General features: G+C 51.0%; 19 protein-coding genes and 1 tRNA gene. 3 read left to right on the top strand and 17 right to left on the bottom strand.

The features are described from left to right. Nucleotides 1-394: 394 nt before the first annotated feature. Both ACFO9Q_RS22895 and nrdR read right to left on the bottom strand, forming a co-directional pair. A tRNA-Ala gene (locus ACFO9Q_RS22895) sits at nt 395-470 on the bottom strand. Nucleotides 471-545: 75 nt separating this feature from the next. Next, nucleotides 546-1,019 carry a transcriptional regulator NrdR gene (gene nrdR, locus ACFO9Q_RS22890; RefSeq protein WP_379185895.1) on the bottom strand — a complete coding sequence of 158 codons (474 nt, stop codon included), beginning with the start codon at nt 1,017-1,019 and terminating at the stop codon, nt 546-548. A gap of 112 nt (nt 1,020-1,131) precedes the next feature. On the opposite strand from nrdR, the gene ACFO9Q_RS22885 reads away from it, so the two are divergent. Next, complete coding sequence (locus ACFO9Q_RS22885) at nt 1,132-1,341, top strand: small, acid-soluble spore protein, alpha/beta type (protein ID WP_379185894.1); 210 nt, start codon at nt 1,132-1,134, stop codon at nt 1,339-1,341. A 76-nt stretch (nt 1,342-1,417) separates the two neighbouring features. On the opposite strand, the gene ACFO9Q_RS22880 is transcribed toward ACFO9Q_RS22885, so the two are convergent. From ACFO9Q_RS22880 to ACFO9Q_RS22820, 13 genes are all read right to left on the bottom strand, one after another. Then, nucleotides 1,418-1,990, bottom strand: a complete 573-nt coding sequence (locus ACFO9Q_RS22880) for a lytic transglycosylase domain-containing protein (RefSeq protein ID WP_379185900.1) — start codon at nt 1,988-1,990, stop codon at nt 1,418-1,420. Beyond that, nucleotides 1,990-2,583, bottom strand: coding sequence for a dephospho-CoA kinase (coaE, locus tag ACFO9Q_RS22875; RefSeq protein WP_379185893.1), 594 nt, complete (start codon nt 2,581-2,583; stop codon nt 1,990-1,992). The genes ACFO9Q_RS22880 and coaE overlap by 1 nt, the downstream gene beginning before the upstream one ends. A gap of 19 nt (nt 2,584-2,602) precedes the next feature. After that, nucleotides 2,603-3,301: a sporulation membrane protein YtaF gene (gene ytaF, locus ACFO9Q_RS22870; protein ID WP_379185892.1), complete on the bottom strand. Its 699-nt coding sequence runs from the start codon at nt 3,299-3,301 to the stop codon at nt 2,603-2,605. 165 nt (nt 3,302-3,466) lie between these two features. Beyond that, nucleotides 3,467-4,324: a DNA-formamidopyrimidine glycosylase gene (mutM, locus tag ACFO9Q_RS22865; RefSeq protein ID WP_379185891.1), complete on the bottom strand. Its 858-nt coding sequence runs from the start codon at nt 4,322-4,324 to the stop codon at nt 3,467-3,469. Nucleotides 4,325-4,375: 51 nt separating this feature from the next. After that, a complete protein-coding gene (gene polA / locus ACFO9Q_RS22860; RefSeq protein ID WP_379185898.1) occupies nt 4,376-7,051 on the bottom strand; it encodes a DNA polymerase I in 2,676 nt (891 codons plus the stop codon). Between the two features lie 186 nt (nt 7,052-7,237). Next, nucleotides 7,238-8,428 carry an EAL domain-containing protein gene (locus tag ACFO9Q_RS22855; RefSeq protein ID WP_379185890.1) on the bottom strand — a complete coding sequence of 397 codons (1,191 nt, stop codon included), beginning with the start codon at nt 8,426-8,428 and terminating at the stop codon, nt 7,238-7,240. Further along, nucleotides 8,425-9,933 (bottom strand): GGDEF domain-containing protein, encoded by a 1,509-nt coding sequence (locus ACFO9Q_RS22850; RefSeq protein WP_379185889.1) that lies wholly within the window; start codon nt 9,931-9,933, stop codon nt 8,425-8,427. Before ACFO9Q_RS22850 ends, ACFO9Q_RS22855 begins: the two co-directional genes overlap by 4 nt. A 225-nt stretch (nt 9,934-10,158) precedes the next feature. Then, nucleotides 10,159-10,818 (bottom strand): phosphate signaling complex protein PhoU, encoded by a 660-nt coding sequence (phoU, locus tag ACFO9Q_RS22845; RefSeq protein WP_379185897.1) that lies wholly within the window; start codon nt 10,816-10,818, stop codon nt 10,159-10,161. A gap of 51 nt (nt 10,819-10,869) precedes the next feature. Next, the gene (pstB, locus tag ACFO9Q_RS22840) at nt 10,870-11,625 is read right to left on the bottom strand and encodes a phosphate ABC transporter ATP-binding protein PstB (RefSeq protein ID WP_379185888.1); all 756 of its coding nucleotides are present in this window, start codon (nt 11,623-11,625) and stop codon (nt 10,870-10,872) included. A 33-nt stretch (nt 11,626-11,658) separates the two neighbouring features. Then, nucleotides 11,659-12,534 (bottom strand): phosphate ABC transporter permease PstA, encoded by an 876-nt coding sequence (gene pstA / locus ACFO9Q_RS22835; RefSeq protein WP_379185887.1) that lies wholly within the window; start codon nt 12,532-12,534, stop codon nt 11,659-11,661. 1 nt (nt 12,535) lies between these two features. Continuing rightward, on the bottom strand, nt 12,536-13,399 hold the full coding sequence (pstC, locus tag ACFO9Q_RS22830; RefSeq protein ID WP_379185896.1) for a phosphate ABC transporter permease subunit PstC: 864 nt from the start codon (nt 13,397-13,399) through the stop codon (nt 12,536-12,538). Nucleotides 13,400-13,636: 237 nt separating this feature from the next. Further along, the gene (locus tag ACFO9Q_RS22825; RefSeq protein ID WP_379185886.1) at nt 13,637-14,641 is read right to left on the bottom strand and encodes a PstS family phosphate ABC transporter substrate-binding protein; all 1,005 of its coding nucleotides are present in this window, start codon (nt 14,639-14,641) and stop codon (nt 13,637-13,639) included. A gap of 99 nt (nt 14,642-14,740) precedes the next feature. Further along, nucleotides 14,741-15,796 carry a methyl-accepting chemotaxis protein gene (locus tag ACFO9Q_RS22820; protein ID WP_379185885.1) on the bottom strand — a complete coding sequence of 352 codons (1,056 nt, stop codon included), beginning with the start codon at nt 15,794-15,796 and terminating at the stop codon, nt 14,741-14,743. Nucleotides 15,797-16,119: 323 nt separating this feature from the next. Here ACFO9Q_RS22820 and ACFO9Q_RS22815 point away from each other — a divergent pair, with 323 nt between their 5' ends. Both ACFO9Q_RS22815 and ACFO9Q_RS22810 read left to right on the top strand, forming a co-directional pair. Continuing rightward, nucleotides 16,120-17,649 (top strand): FAD-dependent oxidoreductase, encoded by a 1,530-nt coding sequence (locus tag ACFO9Q_RS22815; RefSeq protein ID WP_379185884.1) that lies wholly within the window; start codon nt 16,120-16,122, stop codon nt 17,647-17,649. A gap of 73 nt (nt 17,650-17,722) precedes the next feature. Beyond that, nucleotides 17,723-18,961, top strand: coding sequence for an MFS transporter (locus ACFO9Q_RS22810; RefSeq protein WP_379185883.1), 1,239 nt, complete (start codon nt 17,723-17,725; stop codon nt 18,959-18,961). Nucleotides 18,962-19,014: 53 nt separating this feature from the next. Here ACFO9Q_RS22810 and pdaA read toward each other — a convergent pair whose 3' ends face one another. Both pdaA and ACFO9Q_RS22800 read right to left on the bottom strand, forming a co-directional pair. Beyond that, nucleotides 19,015-19,836 (bottom strand): delta-lactam-biosynthetic de-N-acetylase, encoded by an 822-nt coding sequence (pdaA, locus tag ACFO9Q_RS22805; RefSeq protein WP_379185882.1) that lies wholly within the window; start codon nt 19,834-19,836, stop codon nt 19,015-19,017. A 196-nt stretch (nt 19,837-20,032) separates the two neighbouring features. Continuing rightward, nucleotides 20,033-21,199 (bottom strand): SulP family inorganic anion transporter, encoded by a 1,167-nt coding sequence (locus ACFO9Q_RS22800; RefSeq protein WP_379185881.1) that lies wholly within the window; start codon nt 21,197-21,199, stop codon nt 20,033-20,035. Between the last annotated feature and the right edge of the window lie 243 nt (nt 21,200-21,442).

Genomic DNA, 21,442 nt, shown 5'->3' with positions numbered 1-21,442 from the left:
CCTGCGAATGAGTGAGCATTCGTGAGAAAGCCCCTTAAATACGAGGGACGGAACTGAGCGACGTTATCCGCCAAAAAATGAGCCGATTGTGAAACTAACGGAACTCAGCGACCTTATTCCCTTTATTTTAGGTTCAACTGACACCAAATTGAGTATTTAACGTCTCTCAGTTCCGTTGCGGTCTAGACAGGGATGTCCGAATGTTGATTGTAGGCTGTCGAAGCGGACTCACAGGGGCGGTATATTCCGACGCCGTGCTCCTCCGTGGACATTGCTCTAGGAAGCCTATTCATACACTCCGTCCGCGCGGGCGAACCCGTAGGGATTCATCTTCCCTAGGCTTTCCACCATGTAAAAAAACTCCACGATTTCTCGTGGAGTTGTATGTCTTATTTGGTGGAGCCTAGGGGGATCGAACCCCTGACCTCATCGCTGCCAGCGATGCGCTCTCCCAGCTGAGCTAAGGCCCCAAGTTGACGACAAGTAAGATATTAACATGAGCTGACTAGGCATGTCAATTCTTTTTTGATACCGTCACTCGGCTCTTAGCCCTGGCTCTTGCCGTTCTGACCGTTCAGCAGGCTGTTCAGCTCCTTCATGAACATATCGATGTCCTTGAACTGCCTGTAGACGGATGCGAAGCGGACGTAGGCGACTTCGTCCACCGGATAGAGCTGGCCCATCACGATCTCGCCAATATCTCTGCTCTCTACCTCGGCATGCGCGGTCGTGCGAAGCTCCTTCTCCACCTCCGATACAATGACCTCTAATCGCTCAACCGATACAGGGCGCTTCTCGCAGGCTCGAATCAAGCCGCGCAGAATCTTGTCCCGGCTGAACTCTTCTCGGCTGCCATCTTTCTTAATTACAATCAGAGGTGTCTCTTCAATCATCTCGAAGGTTGTGAAGCGGCGGCTGCACTTCTCGCACTCACGTCGGCGCCTAATCGACTTGTTCTCATTAGCCGGTCTAGAATCTAGAACTTTGGTGCCTGAGAAGTCGCAATATGGGCATTTCATCTCTTCTTCTCTCCATTCTTAATTAATTTCAAGCAATTTCCAATACTAAGTTGTAATGAACTCTGGAATAACGAGCATAATACAGTTACCAACCGCAAGGAGGTGACATACGATGAGCAGAACAAACCAACTAGTAGTACCACAATCTAGCGCAGCCCTCGACCAAATGAAATATGAGGTAGCACAAGAGCTGGGCGTACAGATCCCGCAAGACGGTTACTACGGAAACATGGCAACACGTGACGCAGGCTCCCTTGGAGGTTACATCACTCGCAAGCTGGTACAAATCGCCGAGCAGTCTCTAGCCGGAACTTCCAAATAATGATTTATTATGTATAATTGAAGCTTTGGCCGGTCCTGCCCTCGGGCGGGTCCGCCAAGGCTTCTTCTATCATCATCTAGTTCAAGGAACTGGAGTACAGCTGCTTGTACTTATTATAATAATAATTGACCCGCTGTACATAATGACGGGTCTCGCCGAATGGAATCGCATCTACCGACTCATAGCTGCCGTCCCATTGGCCACTCCCGAGCCACTTCCTCACGTTGCCTGGTCCAGCATTGTAGGCTGCAATAGCTGCGACAGAATTGCCGTCGAACTGGTTATGCAGTGCATTCAGATACCAAGTACCCACTTGTATGCTTACATCGGCCCGCTTCAGCAGCATATCCTCTGTAACGCCCTTGAATCCAGCCTGCTCGATAATCCAGCCTGCCGTGTCTGGCATCACCTGCATGAGTCCCAGCGCACCCTTCGTTGATACTTGTCCCGTCTTGTAGTTCGTCTCCGTACGAATAATCGCCGCGATGAGATGCGGGTCCATATCATAGCTTGCAGCGCTCGCCCGAATGTCCTCTTCATAATGAATCGGATACATCCACCGAGCAGCACGGTCTGAATTCAGGAACAGGACCGCAAGGAACGACAGCAGTAGAACAACCAGCAATCTCCTCTTCATTCTCTTGCTCATCATCTCACTCGCTCACGGTAGAACGCTTCGACTTGTTCACGAGTCCCCTGCAACGTGCCGCTGTTGTCAATGACCCAATCCGCCTGCAGCTTCTTCTCTTCTATATCCATCTGAAGGGCTACTCTCCGTTCGGCTTCCTCCAGAGGCATGGCGTTACGGTCCATTAATCTCTTCACTTGCAGCTCCCTTGGAACGTAGGCAAGGAGTACACCTTCGTAATTCACATACTGACCAGTCTCGTATAACAGAGGAATGTCAGCGACTACCAATCCCTCTGGATGCTGCTCCTCGTACTCCAGCATCTGGCGCTGCATGTGAGAGCGTATAGCCGGATGCAGAATCTCCTCAAGCTGCTTCAGTCGTTTGGGATTATGGAACACAATCTCACCAAGCGCCTTACGGTCGAGTGTCCCATCCGAGGCAAGCACTGCTTGTCCGAACAGAGAGGCAACCGCAGCAAGCGCAGGCCTGCCTGGCATGACAACCTCTCTAGCGGATTGATCCGCATCGACGACGAATGCTCCCAGCTCAGCAAGCATAGCTCCAACGGTGCTCTTCCCGGAAGCAATGCCCCCGGTTAATCCAATTCTCACGCCTTAAGTCACCTCTAATCTATAACAGCTTCATTATACCCATCACGATTAATAAAATGCCCGGAAGCAAGGACACCGCCTTGACTCCTCTCCAATCTGCAAAACGAAAGCCGAACCTCATGCCGCTCAGCAAAAATATTGCGCTTGACAGAGTAATCAACATTGCCGTAATGAGTGGCGGCAAGCCAACCATGGCAGCGCCGAGTCCTGCGCCGAATGCATCCAGCGAGAGCGCCACTCCGAGCATGACCGCCTCTGACGCTGAGATGGAACCGGATCGGTCAACGTCTGCCGCCTGTGGTGTCTTAAGTATCTGAACAACCAATCCCAGTCTCTTCAGCTCTACAATAACGACCATGGTTGCATTAGGCTGAGCAGCTGTGGCTTCCGTATGAGGCGTGGCTGCGGCTGGCTCCTCAGCAGTTCCAGCTGGTTCTGTGTTGTTCCTGCGCCTATATTGCTGCAGTAGTCCCCAGGTGCCTAGAGCAATTAAGATAACGGCTCCCGCCCATCTTGCAGCGCTAGGGTTCAAGTAGGTGGAGAGAAGCGTACCAGCTTGCATGGACAGCCAGATAATAGTGCCTGAACAGCAAGCAATAATAATAACGGACACAATCGGAATCCGTATACGTCTGAGCCCATAGGTGATACCGACTCCGAAGCCGTCAACACTAACCGCAAATGCTAATAGCAGCAATGCAGCGAGATGTGTGAACATGAGCGATCTCCTTCCCCCTGCGACGGACCTCTCCACTCTGGACTAGGTATCCGCCTACTGATGTAACAACATCATCATATGCAGGAGGAAGAAGGCTGTGCCTGACAAGCTCTTGTTCCACGAAGCCAGATTTCACCTTCAGAATTCTTCACACACTCCACTCTGTCAGACTTCACCTGAAGACTTCTTCACACGCGGCAGTCTCTGGCATCTTGAGCAGATGTGAGTGCCCCGTCCGCCTACAACGAACTTATCAATCGGGGTTCCGCATCGGGTACAAGGCTCATTCTTCCGGCCGTAGACGAGCAGCTGATGCTGGAACATCCCCATCTCGCCTTGTCCGTTCACATAGGACTTAATGGAGGAACCGCCTGCCTCAACCGCTCTCTCCAGCGTCTCGTGGATAGCTTCGTGCAGCCTCTTCCATTCAGCCGGCTTAAGGGAATCTGCCGTGCGTTCAGGATGGAGGCCAGCGCTGTGCAGCGCCTCATCCACATAGATGTTGCCCAGGCCGACAATATACTCTTGGTTAAGCAGCAGCGGCTTGATCTTCGTCGTTCGGCGAGATAGCTTATCCGTCATCGCCTTCAACGTGAATTCCGAGCTTAACGGTTCAATTCCGAGCTTCATGAGGGGCTTCTGAACAAGCTCCTCGCCTGGCTGGAACAAGTGCATCGTCCCGAACTGACGCACATCCTTATATCGAAGCTCAGTCCCGTCTGTGAAGTGGAAGATGACATGCGTATGCAGCTCTACAGGCTCATGTGCCTGATAGACGCCATATCTGCCTTCCATCCTCAGATGCGAGACCATCACTAATCCATTCATTCTAATGCGCAGGAACTTGCCACGCCGCTCCACCGATTCAATCGTCTGGCCGGCAAGTGCCTGTGCGAATACCTCAGGCTCCGCTGGACGCTGAATAATGCGCGGGAGCTTGACCGTAACCGAGCTGATCGTCTTGCCGGTTACTAATTCGTTAAGTGTTCGTCTGACTGTCTCTACCTCTGGTAATTCAGGCATGATTATTGTTCACCTCAAGCCCTATTATACCTGATTATGAACGACTATGGACTACTTCGCCTCATACCAATTCACACCGTAAGAGACGTCCGCCTTGAGCGGAACATCCAGCTGAATAGCTCCGGCCATTACTTCAGGTACAAGCTTCTTCATCAGCTCTAGTTCATCCTCTGGCACCTCGAACACCAATTCATCATGTACTTGAAGAAGCATACGGCTCTTCAGCTTACGCTCAGTGAGCTGCTCGTCCATCCGCACCATGGCCAGCTTAATAATGTCTGCAGCGGAACCTTGAATCGGTGTATTCATAGCGGTACGCTCTGCGAATGATCTCAGATTGAAGTTCGATGCCTTAATCTCAGGAAGGTAACGTCTGCGCTCTAGCAGCGTAGTCACATAACCGTTATCCCTCGCCTCGGTCACGATATCATCCATATACTGACGTACACCCTGGAACACCTCGAAGTATTGTTGAATGAACTTGCTGGCATCGTTACGAGTGATCTTCAAGTTCTGCGATAAGCCATAATCACTAATGCCATACACAATGCCGAAGTTGACGGCCTTCGCGGAACGCCGCATGTTGCTGTCAACCAGTTCCTCCGGTACTCCGAACACGTCCATAGCCGTCTTGGTATGAATATCCATATCTTGTACAAAAGCTTCCTTCAGCTTCTCATCGCCTGAAATATGCGCCAGCACACGAAGCTCAATCTGAGAGTAATCCGCAGCCAATATGGTCCAGCCAGGCTCGGATGGGACGAAGGCCTTACGAATCTTGCGTCCTTCCTCAAGCCGGATTGGAATATTCTGCAGATTCGGGAATTGAGAGCTTAAGCGGCCTGTCGCTGCTATCGTCTGGCGATAATAGGTATGAATCTTACCTGTATCCCGTCTAATCTCCTTCAGCAGCCCCTCCACATAGGTGGATTGAAGCTTAGACAGCTGACGATAGTTCAGAATGTGAGGAATAATCTCATGATAAGGGGCGAGCTTCTCCAGCACCTCTGCATCGGTTGAATACCCTGTCTTCGTCTTCTTCCCGGCGGGCAGACCAAGCTTCTCGAACAGAATGTCACCGAGCTGCCTTGGCGATCCGATATTGAATTCTGTACCAGCCTGCTTATAGATCTCACCCATAATGATGGCAAGCTGACGCTCAAGCTCTACTCCAAGCGCCTCCAGCTCACCCGCATTGACGCGAATGCCCTGCTTCTCCATTCCTGCCAGTACAACGGACAGCGGCTGCTCCAGATCATAGTACAGGCTGCCCATTCCCTTGCTCTCCAAGTCCGCTTGCTGCAGAGGCACAAGACGCCTGACTGTATCCGCCTTAACAGCGAGATGATTGTACAGCTCCTCCTTCTCAGGCAGGCGGAATCTTGCTCCCTTGCCATACACGGCTTCATCTGAAGATAGGGCAGGCAGACTGTAGCGCTCACTCATGCCGATCAGCAGCTGATTCGTCTCTGTAGGGTCGAGCAGGTAAGCAGCTAAGTGGACATCGAAGGAAGCCCCGTTCAGCTCTACACCGTTCCAGTGAAGAGCAAGATCTGACTTATGTAAATCATAGCCGTTCTTCGGCTTGCTCTCATCGGCAAGCCACTCACGCAGCGGTGCGGAATAAGGCTCCCGCAACGCAGACATGGGCAGCACATAGACGACACCACCCGCTGCAATCGCTATGCCAACCACTTCTGCTTGATGGGGATTGTCGCCAATCGCCTCAACGTATAGACCGTGCTCGGCAGGTGCATCGCTAAGCGCCTGAATGAGATTCAGTATCCGTTCCGCATGCTCTTCCGCCTCAATAATAACAATATCAAGCTCGGCTGCAGGCTCAGAGCTCCCCGGCCCAGCAGCGGCTACACCGAGATCCAGCCGTTCAATTAATGACTTGAACTCTAGCTTGCGCAGGGCTTCAGCCAGCTCAGCTTGATCATACCCATCGTACCTGATCTCCTCCAAGCTGCGATCAATGGGCACCTCTCGGAAGATGGTCGCAAGCTTCTTGCTCATTAGAGCATCTTCCTTATGCTCCTCTACCTTCTCCTTCATCTTGCCCTTCAGCTTGTCCGTATTCGCCAGCACGTCCTCTACGGTGCCGAACTCATGAAGCATCTTCAGCGCGGTCTTCTCCCCTACGCCAGGAATTCCAGGAATATTGTCCGATGTATCTCCCATTAACCCCTTAAGGTCAATAATCTGTTCAGGCTGAAGCCCGTATCTCTCCATAATGCCTGCTGGCGAATAGCGTTCGACCTCGCTGACCCCCTTGCGTGTAATCGCAATAGTCACCTGGTCAGAGGCCAACTGCAGCATGTCCTTGTCACCGGTTACAACAAGCATGGGAACCTTGCGTTCATCGGCCATCTTCGTCAGTGTCCCGATAATATCATCTGCTTCATAGCCATTCAGCTCATACTGAGCGATGCCGAATGCACGAATCAGCTCCTTCATTAGAGGGAATTGCTCGGACAGCTCCGAAGGGGTCTTCTGCCTCCCGCCCTTGTATTCCGTGTAGCCTTCATGGCGGAAGACAATCTTACCGGCATCGAAGGCGACAAGGATATGGGTCGGCTTCTCTTCCTCCAGCAGCTTAAGGAGCATAGTCGTGAAGCCGTATACCGCATTCGTATGCAGTCCCGCTGAATTCGTCAGCGGAGGCATGGCGAAGAACGCCCGGAATGCGATACTGTTGCCGTCTATTAACATCCACTTTTCCATCATCATCAGACACCTCACCTATGTAACATCTAGACCTATCATACCACAAAATGAATGGAGCTTCCCCAGAGCCAAGCACAAGCACTCGACTCAAGGAACAGCTCCAATGTCCATTCTATATTCGGATACACATAGCTCCCAGTGTGTGCTGGGGACTCCGAGATGCCCTCAACTCATGTTGCACACTCATAGTGAAGCTGGCCGGCCCAGCAAATAGCCTTGTGCGTAATGAACCCCCATTGCTCTGACTTGCTCCAGCTCCTGCGGTCTCTCGATCCCCTCTGCAATGACCGATATGCCCATCTTCGCTGAGAGCTCCGTCAACGTTCCCAAGATATGCTCCTTCATCTCATCATGGTCAATATTCTGAATGAGCGAGCGGTCGACCTTAATGTAGTCAGGACGGAGCTCCACAATAGATTGAAGCGAGGAGTAGCCTGCTCCTACATCGTCAATAGCAATCTGATAGCCTTGGCTCCGATAATGCTCCAGTACCTTCTTCACTGCCCCGAAGTCCTCGATCGAGCTTCTCTCCGTAATCTCGAATACGACATTCCTAGGAGAGAGTCCCTGCTTCTCAAGCAGCGATAGGGTCTGTCCAGGCAGGAAGCCGGGATCCTGCATAATCTGGGACATAATGTTGATGAACAGCTTCTGATTAGGCTTGATGCCCATGCAGCCGTCAATCGCCTTCTCCCTAGCGAGCCGATCTAGCGCATACACCATCCCCTCCTGCTCCGCGTAGGAGAATAGCTGGAGCGGACCGTCGAACCAGCGGCTGTCTGTACAACGGGTCAACGCCTCATAGCCGAATACCTCATTGCTCTTAATAGATAGGATGGGCTGGTACACAGGATTAATGAGACGATTGGCGAGCACCCGATCGAACGCTCGGCGCCGCAGACTATGCTCCATCGCACCTGGAGTCTGCCCGTGCACAATGGCACGCTTCGTCGCCTCATACCAGCTTGGCCCGTCTTCATCCACATCATTGCCTTCCAATAGAGCAATTCCAGCATGAAGCTTCATGAGCGGACCGGTTGAACCCTGCAGATCGGCATACTCCTGCTCCCACTTCTCTCTGCATCTCCTGGCTGTCTGAAGCAGCCACCCCTCCATCAGCGTACCTTGTCCCCAAGGCATTCGAATCATGATGAACAAGTCATGATGGGTCCATCTAAGACCAGCGAACAGCATCGAACGGCCGAACTCTTCCTCAGCCGCAGCTGTGACATAGCGCTTCCATCCTGCCTGATCAATGGCCTTCCACTCTCCTCCGGAATGGTCTCCATGCCAGCCTAAGTAGATGACCCCGATTAAGCTGCTCCATCCGATATGCTCATTGTGAATAGGTACTAATGCTCTTAGATCTCTCATGATGACGTTCGTTCCTCTCCATGATGAAGGTATCCGATATGCTCCACCACATATACGCTTCCTCTGCGCAGCTTAGCCTGCTTCTTCAACCTTGCGGATGTACGCGACACTTCCTCCGATGACAGCGGTGCAGTCCCGTCCCACACCATGAGCGAGAGGGATAGCGTGACCCCTTCCTGCTTGACTAAGTTGCCGTGCCGGTCTTCCACGCAAGTGACTTCCATACCCTGATGGAATCGCTTCACTCCCTCATCGAAGGATTCGATCATCCGCTGGCAGAGCATCTCAGGAAGCGGGCATTCGGTTAGAACAATGAAGTCATCTCCTCCGATATGGCCGATGAAGTCCCGTGAGGTTCCGAGCTCCTTCGTAATGCCGCACAGTGTATGAGACAAGTACCTAATCAGATCATCCCCTAGGCTGAAGCCGAAGAAGTCATTGTACCACTTGAAGTAGTCAAGATCGGCATAGATGACGGAGAATGGAGTCTTCATTCGAATTCGGCGCTCCAGCTCCAGCTGAATTCCTTCATTGCCAGGCAGCCCTGTGAGCGGATTCGCCGTTCTAGCCGCTTCAGTTCGCAGAGTGGTCATACATTCAAGGATAGAACGAATGGACGCAGCGCCAATCATCCGGTCTTCTCTTGTTATAATAACCACATCATAGAGCTGAGAGAAGTCTCTGGCCATAGCCAGCTGTGATACGGTCTCAACGGGCAGATCCGCATCAACAATTAGCGGATGGTTGTTCATAATACGTTCAACGGACCGATTATAATACAGCGGAAGGCCGAACTGTCCAGCAAGCAGCTGATGCAGCTTCTCCTTCATTAGCAATCCAACTGGAAGCCCTTCTTCATTGACAATAACAGCCCCGTGAGCCTTCGGGTTCGTATTGAACATATAAGCTAGCTCGGACACCTTGGCCAGGTAAAAGAAGGTAGGGATTGGAGACGCCAGCTCGCCTATCCGAAGTGCCATGGAGTTCCCTTGGGTGTCAGACAACGCGTCCGCAGTCGATGCAGCAGCTAGCTCAGCGACTGTCGCAGGGTGGTGCCATATGGAATGCTCCGCGCTTAATATAGCTTCCTTAATCGCTTGGTAGAGCGCGGACTCCGTCGATCTGCCAGATCCGCTTGGCAGGGCAGCAGATACGCCAACTCTGAATCCAACAGGAGCGTCCTCTACATCTGGGGAAGATGGGATAGCATGCTTCTCGAACACCTTATTCAGTATTCTCCCCAGTCCATCTGCCGCCGCAGCGGTAAGCATCTCTAGCCTGGAATCTCCGCGTCTTCTCATTAGGAGGTAGAAGTACTCATTGTCCAGCCTCTGCTTCCAGATCAATTGAGCCTGTTCCCCTTCCCACTCCTGCAGAGCAGCATCCACTGCGCCGCTTCCACTCTGCAGATGCAGATAGAGGATCGCTGCTCCGCCTTGATGCCAGAGCTCTGTTACTCTGCGGATCATCTCACGATTCAATAGACCATAGCCAATCTCATCCACTAGAATCCCCTCGATAGTTGCATGTCATTTGCTCTTACTGTAGCAATGGAATGTGAAGAGAGATGCATTATTTCATGAAGATATCGTAAATCTCTCCCCTTCATATAAGACTATAGACCCATATGAATATCCCGCATCCCCTGCCTCCCAATGGTCAAAAAAAAAAAACTAAGCTAAACCTCTTCGGTTCAGCTTAATTAGATCATGCTATAACGTTATGGATGATTACACATTCAGATCTGGACGCTTGCCTGTAACGAGATAGACGACACTCTCCCCAATGTTCGTAGCATGGTCCGCGAACCGTTCGATATAGCGTCCAACGAAGCTAAGAAGGGAAGCCTGAGTAATGGTTCGCGGATTCTCCATCATGAGAAGCAGGAGCTCCCGTGTAATCTGGCTGTAGAGGGCGTCCACTTGATCGTCATCCTTGGCCATCTTGTAGGCAAGATCAACATTCTCTTGCACGAAGGATTGGATGGATTCATATGTCATGAGCTGTACAATCTCAGCCATACGAGGCAGATCGATCAGCGGCTTGATGAGAGCCTGGCCCTCAAGACGAAGAACAACCTTAGCGATATCAACAGCCAGGTCGCCCATACGCTCAAGATCACTCGCAATCTTGAAGGCGGCAAGTATTCTACGCAGATCCTTAGCTACAGGCTGCTGAGTGGCAATCAGCTTAGAGCCCAGCTCGGTAATTCTCTCCTCGAGAAGGTTGAGCTGCGGATCTTCCTTAATAATGTTCGTTGCTTTTTGCAGATCTACATTTTTGAGAGCATCCATCGAGTGGAACAAGGCCTTCTCTACGAAGGTTCCCATCTCAACTAACAGATTGTGAAGCTGGCCAAGCCCTAAGTCGAACTCCTTGCGTGTCGTCATCATACTTACGATTCCCCCGCTTTCTATGCGTTGTGTAATCCTATCCGGCCCTTAACCGAACCGGCCGCTGATGTAATCCTCAGTACGCTGATCGGTTGGATTGGAGAATAGCTTCTCCGTATCCGAATACTCAATCACTTCACCGTTCAGGAAGAATACAGTCTGATTCGATACCCGCGCAGCTTGATGCATATTGTGGGTAACCATAACGATCGTGTAGCGGTCCTTCAGCTCCTGAGCAAGCTCCTCAATCTTCAGCGTAGAGATCGGATCTAGAGCCGAAGTCGCTTCATCCATCAGCAGAATATCAGGATTCACCGCAAGTGCTCGGGCAATACAGAGACGCTGCTGCTGACCGCCTGACAAGCTGAATGCGGAACGCTTCAGATAGTCCTTCACTTCATCCCAGAGCGCCGCCCCCTTAAGGCTGGTCTCCACGAGCTCATCCAGCTTCTGCTTGCTGCGAACGCCATGCAGACGAGGACCATAGGCTACGTTGTCATAGATCGACTTAGGGAATGGATTCGGCTGCTGGAATACCATTCCTACTTTTTTGCGAAGCGTCTCCACGTCTACTTCATTCGAGTAGATATCCGTTCCGCCAATTGCGATGCCGCCCTCGATGCGCGTTCCCGGAATCATATCATTCATGCGGTTGAGTGTACGAAGCAGCGTCGACTTCCCGCAGCCGGATGGTCCGATGAACGCCGTAATAGCCTTCTCCGGTATCGTTAAGGATACGTTCTTCAGCGCGTGAAAAGCACCATAATACAAATTCAATTGATTAATATGAATAAGTGATTGCATATCCGTATATCTCCTCCGCTAGCTTAGGTTAGATTAGATGTTCTTCGAATACTTGTTGCGCAGCAGTATCGCTGAGAAATTCATCAAGAGCAGAAGCGCTAGAAGCACAATAATACCTGCTGCAGCAAGCTCCTTGAACTCAGGCTGCGGTCTTGAGATCCAGTTGAAGATCTGAATCGGCATAACGGTGAAGGAATCGAGCAGACCGTTAGGCAAGAACGCCACGAAGGTTAGAGCGCCAATCATAACTAGCGGTGCCGTCTCTCCGATAGCCCGTGACAGCGCAAGAATAACACCTGTCAATATTCCAGCCATGGAGGATGGAAGGACAGACTTCGCAACTGTCTGCCACTTCGTTGCCCCTAGTGCAAAGGAGGCATCTCGTCTAGCCTTCGGAACCGCACGAATGGCCTCCTGCGCGGAAACGATAATAATAGGAAGAACGAGCAAAGTCATCGTAAGTGCTCCGGCAAGCAAGCTGCGGTCCAGCGACATGAGCCGAACGAAGATCGTGAGTCCGAGAATACCGTAGACAATAGATGGCACACCCGCAAGTGTTGAGATATTAAGCTGGATTAAGCGGGTCAAGCGGCTCTTCTTCGCATACTCCTCGAGATAGATGGCAGCACCGACCCCTAGAATGAAGGACAATGGCGCCATAATCAGAAGCATGTAGATTGTTCCGACGATGGCCGACTTCATCCCAGCGATCTCAGCCTTGCGAGAAGGATAATTCGTGAATAGTTCAGGCTGCAGACTTGCGAAGCCATCCATAACAATGTCAATCATAAGCGCGCACAGCGCGATGACCCCTATTGACGTAGCAACAACGAACAAGATATGAAGGGTCCAGTCCATCCTTCTGCGGCCTGCAATCTGCTTGCGGTTCGCGTCTTGGAATACATTCATCTTAATACTCCTCCCGGAATCTTCTCGCTACGTATTGAGCAAGAATATTAAGCAGGAAGGTGATGACGAACAAGGTCATACCTACTGCGAAGATCGTACCGTACTCCACCGTGCCATGAGGTGTGTCTCCAAGACTTACCTGGACGATATAGGCGGTCATCGTCTGAATGCTGTCTAGCGGATTCAGTGTCATGATAGGTGTTGCACCAGCCGCTACCGTAACGATCATCGTCTCACCAATTGCTCTTGAGAAGGCGAGTACCGATGAGGCTACAATGCCGGAGAAGGCCGCGGGTACGACAATCTTGAGCGCTACTTCGAAGCGTGTTGCACCAAGAGCGTAGGCACCGTCCCTTAAGCTGCGAGGAACTGCAGACATTGCATCCTCACTAAGCGAGCACACCATCGGAATAATCATAATCCCGACGACAAGACCAGCTGCGAGGGCATTGAACACGCCTGCACTCGGGAAGATGTTCTGAATGATAGGTGTTACGAAGCTTAGTGCAAAATATCCATATACGATCGTAGGAACACCAGCCAGCACTTCGAGAATCGGCTTAACAATCTTACGGACACGCGTTGGTGCATATTCAGAGAGGTAGATCGCGCTCGCGAGCCCAATTGGAATAGCAACTAGACAAGCGATTAATGTAATGAGCAAAGTGCCGGACAGCAGTGGAATGACGCCGAAGCTCTTAGGTGTAATCAGCGGTGACCATTTGGTTCCGAACAGGAAGTCTAGAACCGGTATCTTTTCAAAGAAGTGGTAGGTTTCTGTAACAAGAGTAATCACTATGCCTATCGTTGTAAGAACAGAGATCGACGCACAGAGAAAGAGCAGGATTGGCATAACCTTATTCATAATGCTTACCCGTTCGTTTCTGAAGGTTAAGTGTTGACCTTCTCCTTGCCCCTTCACTCCTGAGCTATCCTTGTGCGCCTTGTTCTTTGCTTGCATCGCTTCGGCCTTCATTACGGCGTCCTCTCCTTGCCTTTACAATTCGTTAACATACTCGGCGTGAAAAATGTGATGTCCCACGAGACACCACATTTGTTCACTTCAAGCTGAATTTACATTCAGTTGCTGCTAGCTTCTCCGTTATTCTACCTTAGCAGCTTCTGTAGCATACTGATCATCAGGAAGTGCAACATATCCTACTTCAGAAGCCATCGAGCCGATGTTTTTGATGTAGAACTGAGTGAAGGCCTTCACTTCCGGGCGCTCCAATTCTTTTTTGCTCACATAGATGTAGAGCGGGCGGGACAATGGAGCGTAGGAACCATCCTTAATCGTATCGTTGGAAGGAGTGATTGCGCCCTTGCCGCCGTCAATCGGAACGAGCTTCAGCTTGTCTTGGTTCTCTTCGAAGTATGCGAATCCGAAGTAGCCAATGCCGCCTTTGTTGCCAGATACGCCTTGTACCAGCGTGTTGTCATCTTCACTGAAGGAGATGGCAGCATCGTTACGAATACCTTTTTTATCAAGAATCGCTTCGTTGAAGTAGTCATAAGTCCCGGAATCTGCGCCTGGGGAGAACATTTTGATTTCTTCAGCCGGCCATGCAGCACGAACATCCTTCCAAGTCTTAACTGTGCTGCCTGTGATGAAGATCTTGTTCAGCTCTTCAACAGTCAGGTTGTCGATGAAGTCGTTGTCCTTACTTACTACTACGGACAGACCGTCGAATGCAACCTTAAGCTCAGTGTACTCGATGGCTGCATCCTTACATACCGTTGCTTCTTCATCCTTAATTGGACGGGAAGCGTCAGCGATCGCAATCTCGCCTGCGCAGAACTGCTTGAAGCCGCCGCCTGTACCGGACACACCTACAGGTACACGTACATCTGGATGCTCAGCGTTGAACTCTTCTGCTGCTGCTTCAGTTAGCGGGAATACTGTGGATGAACCGTCAACTTTAACTTCGCCGGACAGTTTCTCACCGTTTGCTGCATTATTTTCACCAGCTGCGCCGTTTGTTTCGCTATTTGTCGTGCCTTCATTCGTTGTGCCGTTATTAGCATTACTTCCGCATGCTGCTGTGAACATCAACAGTGCCACCATGAACAACATGACGAACCCTTTACGACCTTTGCCTTTTAACAACTCTACCACTCCTTGTTTTTTCTGTTTGGGTCTGTCCCTTACGTCTTCTATCCTACTAGTTGTTTGTAAATCCGGTACTCGCTTTTTGTAAACTTCATGTTAAAAATATAATCTCATCAGCTTCTCGATCTCACTTGCAACAAGAATCGACTGATCATCGGCACTTTGCGACAGCAGCGCGACATGCTCCGCGCTCGTTCGATTTGCCGCGGCTGCTCGGAATAAGTGTTCGAAGGCCGTGCCCGCTGTTCGCACGTACACCTCACTAGCAGCTGTAATCGCCTTCCCTTCCTCTGAGAGAGTCGCTGTGCTCTGAATGGCCGCTCCGATGGTCCCTGTCAGCTTCGTAATCTCCTCGGCTGAGCGCTTCGTCTGTGCGGCCAGCTTCATGACTTCCCCTGCAACTACGGCGAAGCCGCGTCCATGCTCACCAGCTCTTGCAGCTTCAATGGAGGCATTAATCGCAAGCAGATTACATTGCTCCGCCAAGTCCTTAATGACGGTAGATACATGATTAATAGAACCGGCCTCCCTTTGCAAATCCTTCATTTGCAATTGCTGCATGGATGAGTTGGCTGCCACTTGCTCGAAGGCATGGGTAACCTTGTCGAGCTCTGTCTTGCCAGCAAGCGTGTAATCGACCATCTCTGTAGAGAGGGCTTGTCCTTGAACGGTGGATTCACGTACCGATTCAACCGCCTGATGAATCTGCTTCACCCGGGTATCCACGCTCTCCATCATTCTCATCTGCGCCGCTACCGCTTCTTGCTGAAGGGCTCTGGACAGCTTGAGCAGATCGGATATGGTGAGCACCCCTGCCAGACGGCCGCTCTCCGTGACAATTACACAGTCATACAGGGTAGCTTCGGGACGGCTTAAGGCACTGTCAATCAGCTGTTGAGACGAATAATCACAGTCTATAATCAACGGGGATTGATCCATGAGCTTCGACACTGCCTTCTCATAGTAGAGCTCTACACCGAACCGCTGGCTGAGGTTCATGAAGAATCGGTTGCGCATGAGCAGCCCAACTGGCTTCCCTTCCTTGTTGCATACAACGACACACTCACAATCAGGCTGCTGCTTGAATAGGACAATAGTCTCACGGCTTGTCTGTGCGTCATAGGCCCGTGGAGCCTCTCGTATGTAATCCATCAAGCTGACCCTGCTAAGTGTCTCTCCTTTACTTGGTCGCTGCTCGCTGGTTCGATTTGCCTTCCTATCCTGTATTGTCGTGCTCATTTGCTCTCAGTCACCCTTTCGTTACTCTCCCTTCTGCTACTATAGGACTAGAGCATCAAGCGTAACGCAGAGATTTGTTATCGCCGTGTTAAAATTAAGGAAAATGATGTCAGATGATCTGCCGTCATAACATAAATAAAAGAGACATGGTGCTCCCGCAAGGGTCCATGTGGAATGAAAACGATGGGGTTGGTATAAATTAAACGTCAGAGCTTACTGACAGGAGGAATGATCATATGGACAAAAGCTTGTCATTCCCTCAGTTCCCGGAGTCTTACTGGAGGGCAACGGCTAATAGTCCGGAATTCCCAGCCTTGCAAGAAGACATCACAACGGATGTTGCCATTGTTGGCGGAGGAATCTCAGGAATAACAACAGCCTATCTGCTGACCGAAGCCGGCCTTAAGGTTACTCTGCTTGAAGCAGGGAAGCTGATGAACGGCACGACCGGCCACACGACAGCCAAAATTACCGCACAGCACGACCTCATCTACGATGAGCTGATCAGCAAGAACGGTGAAGAGAAGGCTAAGCTGTACTATCAAGCGAATCATGAGGCGCTCGCCTTCATCTCCTCAATCGTGCATCAGAATGGATTGGACTGCGGCTTCTCCGAGCAGGATGCTTACATCTATACGAATGATGAGACCTACATAGACAAGCTGGAGCGTGAGCTCGCTGCCTACGAGAAGCTTGGCATTCCGCGAGATTATGTGGCTAGCATCCCTCTGAACATCCCAGCTAGAGCAGCGATTGTGATGAAGAATCAGGGCCAATTCCATCCGCTTCACTATCTGAATCATCTCATCAACCGAATCGTGCAAGGCGGCGGTCAGATATTTGAACATACGACAGCTATCGATATTGATCATGGAAGCCGGCAGGTCATTATCACCCGAGAGGGTCATCGCGTCACGAGCAGCCATGTAGCGGTTTGCACACACTTCCCCTTCTATGACGGGATCAGTATGTATTTTGCAAGGCTTCATGCCGAGAGATCCTATGTGTTAGGCGTTAAGGCGGCGCAGCCTTATCCGGGAGGAATGTACCTCAGTGCTGAGGATCCTAAGCGGTCCATTCGGTCTACGAAGCTGCCAGAAGGATCGGAGCTCCTCATTATCGGGGGGCAGAATCATAAGTCGGGACAAGGCATATGCACCTTCGAGCACTATGAAGCGCTGCAATCCTTCACCGCCGCTACATTCGGAGAGGCAGAGATTGCGTACCGTTGGTCCGCACAAGACCTGACAACGATTGATAATATTCCGTATACCGGCCAAATCAGATCCTCTACCCCTCATATCTTCGTAGCAACCGGCTACCGCAAATGGGGAATGACGAACGGTACGGCCTCGGCTATCCTGCTCCGTGACCTCATATTGGACAAGGACAGTCCTTATGCTGAGCTGTACAACCCATCTCGAGGGATATCCGCAGCGGGTTGGAAGGAGCTCATCGTAGAGAATGTCGATGTTGCCAAGCATCTGATTGCAGGGAAGCTGGAGATGATTCATAAGCGAGCGGAAGATCTGGCTCCGGATGAGGGATGTGTCGTCACTCATCATGGCAAGAGAGCCGGGGCGTATAAGGATAAGCAGGGACAGCTGCATCTGGTTGATACAACCTGCACCCATATGGGCTGTGAAGTGGAGTGGAACAACGGAGACCGAACGTGGGACTGCCCTTGCCATGGTTCAAGGTTCGCCGTATCCGGCGAAGTGGTAGAAGGCCCGGCTGAGAGGCCGCTCAAGAAGCTCAAGCTATAATCTTGTCATGAACTGCACCTTAATATTCCGTTAAGGTGCAGTTCAACTGCTAACGAGAAAGGTTGAGTCTACGTTGAAGGGTAACTCAAAAAAGCTGGATCTGGCGGCCTTAGCATCGATTCCGTTAATTATGACACTCGCGAACTCTATGCTGATCCCTGTCCTCCCCCTAATGAAGAAGGAATTATCCATTACTTCCGTCCAGTCGAGCCTTATTATTACCATCTATGCTGCAGTGTCCATCGTCTGTATTCCTATTGCAGGTTATCTCTCGGACCGCTTCGGCCGTAAGCTTATTATTATTATTGGTCTTTCCTTAGCAGCTGTCGGCGGCCTCGTATCCGGTCTGGCTGCATGGCTGTTAGATCAACACGTCTATGCTGTTATTATGGTTGGGCGATTCATACAAGGCATTGGCGCGGCTGGGGCCTTCCCCATCGTTCTCCCCTTGGTCGGTGACATGTTTGACAGTGAGGAAGAGGTATCCAGCGGTCTTGGCATGATTGAGACGTCCAATACGTTCGGGAAGGTCGTAAGTCCCATTCTCGGCTCCGCACTCGCGCTCGTCATTTGGTTTCTGCCGCTAGCCGTCATTCCAGTCATTTGCCTCATATCCGTCGCAGCTGTAATTTTTTGGGTGAAGGCGCCGAAGCAGAAGAAGACCGAGCAATCGTTGAAGGATTTTGTGACTTCCCTTAAGAGCATATTAGCCGAGAAGGGCAAGTGGTTATATGCGATATTTGCTATAGGCGGCATTGCCATGTTCGTGATGTTCGGGTTCTTGTATTACCTGTCTTCCGTGCTCGAGGATCATTACAAGATTGATGGCATCTATAAGGGGCTGCTCCTGGCCATACCGCTTAGCGCCATCTGCCTGGCCTCGTTCATTACAGGCAAGATTGTAGGCGAGAAGAAGCTTAGAATGAAGTGGTTCACCTTCGCAGGGGTAACCATCCTTGCTGCCTGTATGCTGGCCTGCGGATTGCTTAATTCGAAGAGTCTATTCATCCTGCTTACCTTCATGTTCGCAAGCGGAGCTGGGATCGGAATGGCCCTACCGAGCCTGGATGCCCTTATCACAGAGGGAATAGAGAAGAAGCAGCGAGGGACCATTACCTCCTTGTACAGCTCCATGCGCTTCATCGGAGTCGCCTTGGGGCCATTAATCGCCTCCGTCATGCTGAGCAGAGAGGAGCTATTGTTCTATCTGTTCGCCGGAAGCGCAATCGTCTGCTGTCTGCTCTCGTTGTTCGCTATCAAGCCCAAGCAGTCGGATACAAGCTCGGCTGTCCCCGCAGCAACAAAACCTTAGCCCTCATAGAGACGGGCTAAGGTTTTGTTGTCGTATTAGGTATGTTGGGTGGCTTAGGGGGACGGAGACTGAAGCTGATTAAGACTTCGGAACTCGTAGCCCTGTCTCCGTGCCTCATCAATAATACTGCCAAGAGCTTCCGCATTGTCCTTAGAGACGGAATGCAGGAGGAGAATGGCACCTGGGTGCAGCTGCTTCACCACTTGATGATAAGCGTAGGCCTTGCCCTGCTGTGCATTCACATCCCAATCCTTATAAGCAGCGGACCAGAACACATTCGTATAGCCGAATTGCTTGCTTGCAGCGAGGACCTTCTCGTTGAAAATCCCCCTAGGCGGACGAAGGAAGCTCATCTCCTTCTGCCCAGTAATGGAAGCAACCTCGTCCTTCACCTTGCTTAGCTCCGTCTGAATCTGAGACTCCGTCAGCTGCGTCATATCCGGGTGGCTCCATGAGTGATTGCCAATGGTATGCCCTTCTGCTGCCATCCTCTTCAGAAGCTCCGGCTGGTCCTTCACATAATGCCCAGTGACAAAGAAGGCCGCCGGAACCGTCTTCTGCTTCAGGACGTCAAGAATGGCCGTCGTATAGCCGTTCTCATACCCGTTGTCGAAGGTTAAGAACAGTTCCTTCTTCGTAGTATCCCCCAGGAACAATGCCCCGTGCTTCGTAAGGATTGGCTTGAAGCCCTCTTCATTAATAGAGGGCAGCTGGCCGTTCACACTCTTTTTGAAGCCGAAGTGATAGGCTCCGGGCTGTGCATTCGCTGTGGCTGCTTGAGCTGCCGGAGCAGCCGGATAGGCTGCAACGGCAGGACCGCCGCATAGCAGGCTTGTCAACAGTGCTGCCCCTATCCATCTGCTGTAATGTCGCAATGCCTCGCATCCTTTCTAGCTTCTTTTCAATAATCCACACCGATAGGTTCCCCATTAAGCCCATTCTCTATGTTCCCATTCATTCTTGAGAGCGTTACCATCAGGATAAAGTTGGAGCTCGCGAAGGAGCAGGAAGAGGTCTTGCAATACGAAGAGAACCCGGAGCATGGTCCGGGTTCTCTTCGTTATGGGCTCACTATTCTGCGGTACCGATTACAGGCTTGTTCTTGAGGATGATGAGCAGCAGGCCGTGAGTGACTATGCCTGCAACCACGCCAATAGCAAGGTTATGCGTCCACAAGACAACAGCCACGGTAGAGATCATCACGATGGAAGATGCGACGGGAAGTCGATGGATTCGTACGAGGCTGGACCAGTCGAAGATCTCCAGGCAGACCATAATCATTACCCCTACAAGCGCTGCTGTCGGAATCATGGACATGATTGGAGCTAGACTGAACACCAGAATGAACAAGGTACAAGCCGCTGTCAGCGTAGACAGTCTGCCTCTTCCTCCGAGCTTAACATTGATGGCCGATTCTGCAATAAGCGCACAGCCAGCCATACCTCCGAAGAAGCCTGTAACTAAGTTGGCCAAGCCCTGCCCCTTCATCTCCTTGTTCTTATCGGTTCTCTCATTGGTCATCTCATCTATGATGTCCTGCGTGAGCAGTGTCTCTGTGAATCCAACAATAGCAAGAGATAAGGCATATGGAAGAATGATGGCAAGAGTACCCCAGCTCAGTGGAACATCGGGCAGTAGAAAGGACGGCAGTGTCGGTGTAATGGCTGCAATATCGCCGACCGTCTTCGTATTCAGACTGAGTGCAACGACAACCACCGTCATTAGGACGACAGCTGCAAGCGGTGATGGAATAGATGTCGTCAATCTCGGCAGTAGATAGATCACGAGCAGAGTGCCTGCTACAAGGACATACATGACCCACGATTCACCTTGGAAGCTGCTTAATTGGGATAGCAAGATTAGAATGGCTAAGGCGTTAATGAAGCCCTTGATGACTGCAGGCGGGATATACTTCATCCATCGCCCCAGCTTGAATACGCCCATCAAGTATTGCAGAACACCTGTCAGCACCGTCGCGGCAAATAGATACTGAATCCCATGATCAGCCACGAGATGAGTCATGAGAACCGCCATAGAGCCAGCGGCGGCCGAGATCATTCCAGGACGTCCGCCGAAGAAGGTTATAATCAGCAGGATACAGATGGATGAGTACAACCCAACCATCGGACTAACTCCTGCGATGAAGGAGAAGGCTAAGGAGTCGGGAATGAGAGCTAAGGTAGCCGTTATTCCTGCAAGCACCTCAGCTTTGGTGTTACCGAGCCAATTCTGTTTCATATTCTGCAGCATTTATTGCTATCCGTATGGACAGCTCCTCACCTCGGTTCTATTTTTTTCTCTACCCATATTACCTTGTTTACTTGAGCATGACCACTATCTTCCGATTGTGAGGTTGCTTGGAGTCATAACAAAAAAACCTACCGCATAATCGTACAATGCGGTAGGTTCCTATAAGGGTATTGTACCCTGAAAACTGGATGCGAAAGCGATGAGTGCTGAAGTCATCTTAAAGTCTTACAT

The organism is Paenibacillus sp. GCM10023252 (assembly GCF_042653305.1).
GTDB lineage: Bacteria > Bacillota > Bacilli > Paenibacillales > Paenibacillaceae > Pristimantibacillus.
The sequence above is the reverse complement of the archived record's forward strand: the minus strand, read 5'-3'. Positions and strand labels throughout refer to the sequence as shown.